This is a genomic window from Dolichospermum sp. LEGE 00246 (assembly GCF_015207865.1).
Classification (GTDB): domain Bacteria; phylum Cyanobacteriota; class Cyanobacteriia; order Cyanobacteriales; family Nostocaceae; genus Dolichospermum; species Dolichospermum heterosporum.
The window spans coordinates 1-7,890 of the sequence record NZ_JADEWA010000252.1 but is presented as its reverse complement, the minus strand read 5'-3'; the positions used below and the strand labels follow the sequence as shown (position 1 = coordinate 7,890).

At 35.9% G+C, this 7,890-nt stretch carries 7 protein-coding genes; all 7 read right to left on the bottom strand.

The window, feature by feature from the left end; all coding sequences use genetic code 11:
• Positions 1–443: 443 nt before the first annotated feature.
• Positions 444–2,201, bottom strand: a complete 1,758-nt coding sequence (locus IQ228_RS16245) for a hypothetical protein (RefSeq protein WP_193963550.1) — start codon at positions 2,199–2,201, stop codon at positions 444–446.
• A 240-nt stretch (positions 2,202–2,441) separates the two neighbouring features.
• Positions 2,442–3,587: a dTDP-4-amino-4,6-dideoxygalactose transaminase gene (rffA, locus tag IQ228_RS16240; RefSeq protein WP_193963548.1), complete on the bottom strand. Its 1,146-nt coding sequence runs from the start codon at positions 3,585–3,587 to the stop codon at positions 2,442–2,444.
• A gap of 79 nt (positions 3,588–3,666) precedes the next feature.
• Positions 3,667–4,620, bottom strand: a complete 954-nt coding sequence (locus IQ228_RS16235; RefSeq protein WP_193963546.1) for a DUF4351 domain-containing protein — start codon at positions 4,618–4,620, stop codon at positions 3,667–3,669.
• A gap of 24 nt (positions 4,621–4,644) precedes the next feature.
• Positions 4,645–5,514 (bottom strand): bifunctional 2-polyprenyl-6-hydroxyphenol methylase/3-demethylubiquinol 3-O-methyltransferase UbiG, encoded by an 870-nt coding sequence (locus IQ228_RS16230; RefSeq protein ID WP_193896944.1) that lies wholly within the window; start codon positions 5,512–5,514, stop codon positions 4,645–4,647.
• 329 nt (positions 5,515–5,843) lie between these two features.
• Positions 5,844–6,314, bottom strand: coding sequence for a DUF29 domain-containing protein (locus IQ228_RS16225; protein ID WP_174763480.1), 471 nt, complete (start codon positions 6,312–6,314; stop codon positions 5,844–5,846).
• A 175-nt stretch (positions 6,315–6,489) separates the two neighbouring features.
• A complete protein-coding gene (locus tag IQ228_RS27195; RefSeq protein WP_255539976.1) occupies positions 6,490–6,624 on the bottom strand; it encodes a hypothetical protein in 135 nt (44 codons plus the stop codon).
• 417 nt (positions 6,625–7,041) lie between these two features.
• On the bottom strand, positions 7,042–7,890 hold an 849-nt coding region (locus tag IQ228_RS16220; RefSeq protein ID WP_193963543.1), incomplete at its 5' end, for a methionyl-tRNA formyltransferase.

Genomic DNA, 7,890 nt, shown 5'->3' with positions numbered 1-7,890 from the left:
TTATAAGAGACAGGAATTAATAACACCTTTAAAAAAGATTTAATTTGACGTAAAATAGCCTTTTTACTCATGCCCTCTAATTCATCTACAATAGCCAAAGCATCAGTGTAACGTCCTTGTAAAATACTATTTTTGAGGTCTGTTAATTCCTGTGTCATATTTTCTTACCTCAAGACAATTCACTTATACGGAGAAAAATTAAGAGTTTTGCTGTATTGCATACTGCCATATCTATATTAGATGATTATATGCGATCGCTCATAGTTTAGCAAAAATTGGGAATAAAATCTCCGAATTTTTTATTTAATTCTGTGAATAAGTTCTGATTTCTTACCAGAGGGTAAGTAATTGGACAAAAATATTTACAGTTATTGCGAGCGAAGGGAAGCAATCACAACCCTTGGAATTGCTTCATTTCACTGCGTTATATATTGGTAAGTTCTTTACTTGTCTATTTTTTTTGACAGGTTACAAGAATATAGCTGAGTTTTCGTTTCAGTTACACTTAAAACTTGATTAAACCCTAATTGGGTTGCTTTATTACATAGTTCTGAAGACGAGAGTAGACGATTCCAAGAACCTGAATTATAGTTTACCATTCCATAATACTTGGTTGACTCACAGTTATTAATGTCAGCACGCACCCCATTTAAAAGAGGAAATCCAGTCATAGCAGGAATTACAAAAGACTTGTCCCAACAATTTCTGTTCCCCTGGGGCTGCCAAAAAGCTGAAAAATCTGGTGCAATATAAATCACTAAATTTTTAGAAGTTTTTGATATACCTAGTTTTCTTAGCTCTGCTTTGACATAGCCTAATTCAGTCTTTTGTTCGAGTATTTCCATTTTGATGGCAGGTGGAAAGATTAATAATTCTAACTGACGCTTCCTTTTATTTAAACCTTTCAACTCAGTGAATGAGTCTAACTTGGAAGAAAAACTATCTAGAGAAATTACCAGGTTTCTAACAAACCCTAATCCTCTAGCCTTGTAACTACCTACTTCTGATCCACTGGATAATGAAAAGACTAGGATTAAAGTGATCAATGCCCAAATCAAGGGACGGGGTAGAGGTTCCCATAAATGATCAACGGGACTTAAAAGAGCTATTAAACCAGTTTTATGGTTTGCTTGCCAATAATCAACAAAAGCGGCTAAAGTAAAAAACAGGACAACAAAAAGAGTTGGTAGGACAAAATAACCCGCACTACCGCCGCCAATTTCTAATAAAAATCCCGGAACTTGAGATGCAAAAAACATAATTGTTAGCATCACAACTTGCGACAGCTTCGCCCGCGGTGGGTATCCCTGATGTAATTGTCCCTCTTTTCCACTCAACCAGTAGAACGAAATTATCAACCCTAGAAAGACGAGATTTTGCCAAATAAATTGATTTGTATATGTCCGTGCAAAGTGAAGGGGATAAAAGTTAATGGGTAAAGTCCCACTGAAAGCAAAAGCCAAACCCAAACACCCTAGAAAAAAGGCACAACATAAGGCTACAAAAGGCCAAATAGTTCGCCAATTAAGTTGGGTTTTTTGCAAAATTTTCGGGATAAAAGCACAGAGAACCAAAAACAAAGCCAGCATAACTCCCGATGATATCTTTGCTGTTTGACAGGACAAAACAGCTACCACTGCCATAGTTACAGCCATTGGATGAACTGTAAACCAGCGATCACTTTGACAAGCCTTAAACAACCAGGACTGACCTACTGGCAACATCGCCATAAATATAGGTAGGGAAAAAGCATAGGATTCACCTGCTAAATAAGAATCCCAAATACGAGTTCCTGACAACCACAAAGCTAAAAAAGTAAACCCACAAGCTACCAATGTTGAGACTTGAGTAGATACTAAGCAACTGAGGACTAATACTGCGGTAAAAAATAGTACAGGCAAAAAAGCTATTTGCTGACAAATAGCTAATAATAGAGGTGCTTGACCACCCAAAATATTGAGATTTGCTGCTACCCAACGATGTACCCCAACATGATATTCTAATGGCTTTACTCCGTCTAAACCTGTTGAAGGTGTATTGAATTTAGCCAGCATTTCCACAATAGCAGAGTGGAATAGTGTATCCCTATGAATAGTATTAGTATAAGCAGCAACATCAGAAAAGAGATGAGCATAGTTATAACCATAAACAGTAGACAACTGATTGGTAATACCCAGATAACTGAGGGAACATATCTCCATGCTAAAGCTACTCCACCAAATAGCCCCGCGGGATAAACAAAAACTCCCCACACCTGCCGAGTAATATCAGTATCCCAGGATCGAAAGTGTAAAAACAGTAGTGAAGTTACCAGGATATAGATAGTAAATAGGAATGCTAATTCGCTAATTACTTTACTTTCGACAGAAATCTGTTTTATTTGCAAAGATTTTGATTGTGACATAAAAAGTATTTCAATATTTTATACTGTATAAGCTTTTTCAATAAGTACAAGTATCAAAAAAACTATTAATAGCCATGACAACAGTTTCAATCTGTGAAAGTCCCAACTCTGGAAACAGAGGTAAACGCAACAGACAATCAGAAACATGATTAGTATTGTTCATATCACCATGAACCCGTCCATAATGCTGTCCAGCGGGAGAACTATGTAAAGGTACATAATGAAATACAGAACTCATACCCTGTTCTTTGAGATAGCTTATCAGACTGGTACGGATTTGTAAACTATTTAAGAGGATATAATACATATGTCCATTATGCTGACAAGTCGGCGGAATAATAGGACGACGTAATTTACCACTTTTTTCTAGGGGTTCTAGAAGTTGATGGTAATAATCCCAGACTTGCAGGCGGGCTGCTATAATCTTCTCTGCTTCCTCTAATTGAGCATAGAGAAAAGCCGCAATTAATTCTCCGGGCAAATAACTAGATCCTTGGTTAATCCAGGTATATTTATCTACCCCCCCCCTAAAGAATTTACTGCGATTAGTGCCTTTTTCCCGGATGATTTCCGCTTGTTCTGTAAACCGGGAATTGTTGATAATTAAAGCACCACCTTCACCCGCAATAATATTTTTGGTTTCATGAAAACTGAAGCAACCTAAGTCTCCAAAACTACCAAGGGGTTGACCTTTGTAGGATGCCATAAGTGCTTGAGCAGCATCTTCAATTAACAGCAGGTGATGTTTTTGGGCAATGTTTTGTAAAGTATCCATTTCACACCCTACCCCGGCATAATGAACGGGAACAATGGCACGAGTACGGTTCGTAACTGCCGCTTCTACGAGGGTTTCGTCTAAGTTTAGGGTATCGGGTCGGATATCAACAAATACGGGAACTGCTCCCCTGAGAACAAAAGCGTTAGCTGTGGAAACGAAAGTATAACTGGGCATAATCACTTCGTCTCCCGGTTCTAAATCGGCTAGAATAGCCGACATTTCCAGGGCTGCTGTACAGGAGTGGGTGAGTAGGGCTTTGTGGCAATTCGTTTGCGCTTCTAGCCATTGATGGCATTTTTTGGTATAATTGCCGTCCCCAGCCAATTGTCCAGCGTGGTGAGCTTGGCTAATATACCAAAGCTCTTTACCTGTCATATAGGGTTTATTGAAAGGGATTTTATTCATGGGTTTTAATTTTTGGCAGGTTATTTTAAATTGCGAAGTTAAAACTTAATAAGTTAGGTGGAGTTTTATATAGTTTAACTTAATCATGCAAATTGTCTAACCAATTTCTTAGATCTTCCACAGTAGCGAAATCAAATATTGCTTCTGCTAACACTTCAATTACCTCTAGATTTAAACTTTTAATCCGGGTTTCTAATTCTATGTCAATATTTCCTACTTTCCTCTTGATTTGACGGACAATTAAATCTTTTTCTTTGGTAATTGCTTCTTGACGACCTTGTAATACCTGCTGAATACCTTGTTCAATCCCTTGTTCCATCCAACTAGTAACTATCTGCATGACTTCCTCCTTTTCCGCTGGTATTAATGAACCTATTTCTGCTGCAAATTTCTCTTCTTCTATTTTATTCAGTCGCAAATATGTATCAATAAATCCTGATATCAATTGCATTTTTGCCGGATTTAATTTTAGAGTTACTAGCAACCTTAAACACTCTGCTTTCACCTTTGGTCTATCCGCTGGTGCTATATTCATTTTCGACATTAAAGCAGATGCAACTGGATTTTGACGAGTTAAAAAGTCTCTCCAATTTAGCTGATTTAGTTGGATGACTTGATAATTAAATTTTAGCACTTCCAAATCAGGAAAGTTGATTTGATAGTTATTTGTAGCTAAGGTTTTGGGAGAAGAATATGAAAAAATGACTATGGGATAAATTGGTAAGTCAAATTTTTCGTGTAATCTGGAAAAATAACGGAACATTCTTTGATTAAATTTCGATTTTGCTCCTGATTCGGCTTCAATGTGAACGAGAAAGTAAGAAGGTTCACCGAGAAATCTGACTTTGGCTATTAAGTCGGTTTCATATTTGTCTCCTGCGGTAACATCTGTAAATATTTCTTTGTCTAATAATGAGACTGAGTTGGTATCTATGTATTTAAGAACTTCGGGAAAGAAGAGTTCTATAAATTCTATGAAAAATGTGGATATCAATTCTTTAAATAAGCGGTCATGGTCTATTCTTTCGCTCATGTTTTTGTCACATAAATTCTCTGGTTATTTTTTGTAAGCAATTACTAATAAAGAACCACCCCAAGGAAAGGAAAAACCTAATGTCAAAAACCAGCGTTCCATATCAAGGATTTTCTCTAAGAGGTAATTTAAAAATCCGCTAATTTTCAGTTCGCTGGTGGGGTCATAATCTTTGGAATTGGAGCGATTGTTGATGCGAGAAATTAGCATTAATGGTAATAGGAAAGAAACAAAAGATGTCACCCTAACTATTTTAAATCCCGCTTGGTGTAATTTGATCATTAGATCTTTTTTAACGTAGCGACGGACATGATGAGCATGAGTATCAGCTTGACTCCATAGCCAAGGATGTTGAGGAACGGTCAGTATTATACCCCCCCCATTTTGTGTAGCTTGATACATTTTTTCTAAAACGTCTGTATCTTGTTCTATGTGTTCAAGAACGTCAAAAGCTCCAATAATATCAAATTCTTCAGCAAAGGGGATATTCCGAGCATCCATTTGAAATAGAGTTGTTTTACATAGACGTTCTCTAGCAAATTCTAACCCTGCGGTAAATATTTCACTACCTGAACAGGTAAGATGAGAGAGATTTTTTTCAATTCCTTGGAGGACAAAACCAGTTCCGCAACCAATTTCTAGGAAGTTTTGAGCTTGGGGAAAATAATGTTTTAGTGCGTAAATTATCAGCCGATTTCGGGAACGGAACCAGAAGTTTTTGGCTTCTAATTGTGCTAATTTAGGAAAAAATTCAGCTTCAAATCCAGCACTTTCCGCAGCCAGTTCTGGTGCAAAGGTCAAGTGTCCATTTAAGGATGGGGGGGTATATCCACAAGCTGGACAATGCCAATTTTCTTGGTTAAAATGGTGGTGACATTGAGGACAGATTTTCATGGTATTTTTATTGAACAAGGGTGGTAATTCAACTTTTGCGGATACTGTAACTTACTGAATATAGAACTCATATTTAATTCTTGAGAAAAATTAGGTATTAGGTAAGTAATTGGACAAAAATAGTTACAGTCATTGCGAGCGAAGGGAAGCAATCACAACCCTGGTGATCGCTTCATTTCACTTAGTTCCATATGGCTAACGCCACGCTGCGCTAACGCAATAACATTGTGTAATTAATTCTGTCTCACTACTTATTGTACGGTGCGTCAGACTGCATAAATTCTATCAATAAACAGATTTGTAATATCTGACGCACCCTACGGATCTTTTCATAAATCAAATATTATTCCTATATCGTCCTCTGGTAAATACTGGGGATTTAAAACATTAGCACTATTAAAAGGGCAAATTTCCGGGAAAACATGAATATCTATTCCTGTTTCTTGAGAAGCAATTAATCTGGCATCATGATAACATTCATCAAATACCTCTTCCAAGTATCTCTTTAAGCTAGGACTTTTTTTTAATGACTTGTTTAAACGCAAAGAATGTTCAGTAATTGACGCTTTCCAACTATTAGAGCGTTTTTGGGGTTGATATTTCCACTTGAGTAAATGTTGAAAAACTCTGATCAGATTACTCTCTAAAGCATCTTTACGATTATTGCCTATGTCCTCAATTTCTTCGATAAGATTCTGAATATCCAACTGAGCAAACTCTCCTTTTTCTAGCAGGTTTACGGTTTGTTCTATCCACAAATTGAAATCAGATTCATAGAGAGGTTTTGTGAGTTTCATCATTTTTCAGAATGTACAGATAGTTGAGTAAAGCTAATGCTTATTGTTTTTTTAACTAAGAGGGTGTTTAAAAAGTCATGATTGATATATACTAAACACGGGTGAGATTTAAACTTTTACAGTGGAAAAAATATTATGTTCGTTTTGCTTGTATCAGATTCTACTTTGCACTAATTTGTTATTCAACTCGTTGTCCAAGTACCGCTAGAGTTGATTCCATTGTAGATAATTTTGTGGCATGGTGGGGATTTAGAATCTGTTTTACTTCCTTTTCATGAATATTGAGAGTAGATACAAGTTCAACTTTACGCATTGCTAGATATAGCGTAGATTTTAGTGCTGTCTGCGCTGGTACTAATCATCAAAGGGAAGAGCGATGGATTTTTCGACGTTGCTGATTAAGGGTATGAATTTTAGTCTCACGCAAAGGCGCAAAGGTAAGAGTTTTAAAGATTCAATTTGGGAATTTCATACCTCGATTCAGCAACGCCGATTTTTCTAAGCAGTCAGCAGCCTCGTTTTGTTCTAGAGAATCTCCATAAAATAATTTGTCAGTTTTCATTGAAAGAATATGTAAAAGTGTTTCTATTTATCAATACCTTGTCCATTTCCTGGTTTGTTAGGTTAAGCGACAGCGCAACCCAAGGCATTTGTTGGGTTTCATGCTTCAACCCAACCTACAAATCAAGGCTTTTTCTAATTTGGATAAGGTATTGATTTATAAATTAATTTATCCAAACCTTGATCTAAACTTAGATAAAGGAATTAAAGATTTATTTTCTTTATCATCCATCAGTTTTTGTATTTTCAACAATCCTTGTCCACAAACAACTATAGGCTGTGAGTTTTCTATGAAGATAACTTTCCCGGGTGTACGATTTTCAATTACAACATCTTTTACTATTTCAGCTTCTAAAATTCTAACTAAATCACCATTTAGTGTTGTAGAAGCGCCCTTATATGGATAACCTACAGCATCAATAAATCTTTTTAATTCAATAGAAGACTGATTCCAATTAATTCTATAATCTTCTTCATCTCGCCATAAACTATAGGTAGCTTGATATTCATTTTGGACAATAATTGAAAACTTGTTATTGTTAACAATTGTTTCTACTACATACAAAGAAATTTCTGCATAATTTTCAATAATTTTCTTAATTGCATCGTGAATTTTAATTGGATATTCTATTTGACTTAAAGACTGAGCTATTATGTCTCCTTTATCATATTCTGATGTAGCAAATAAAGCTGTAACACCTACTTGGCTATCTCCATTAATTAAAGCAGAAACTAAGGGGTTAAAACCTCGATAACGTGGAAGTAAAGAGTCATGAAAAACAATCAAATTGCTATTATCCATATTAATAATCCATCGCCAAGATACAGCTATTGCGTATTGAGTTGTTATTTCTCCAAAGTCTTTTCTGTCGACAAAATGAATATAATTATCTTCACATAAACACTTTATTTCTGAGTAGAAATCTTTTTGCAGTTGTGAGTCACGAGAACCAATGACTATTTCAATATTATGTTTAAATTTGGTTAATAGTTTCTGTAAAACTCTATAACCTTTTTC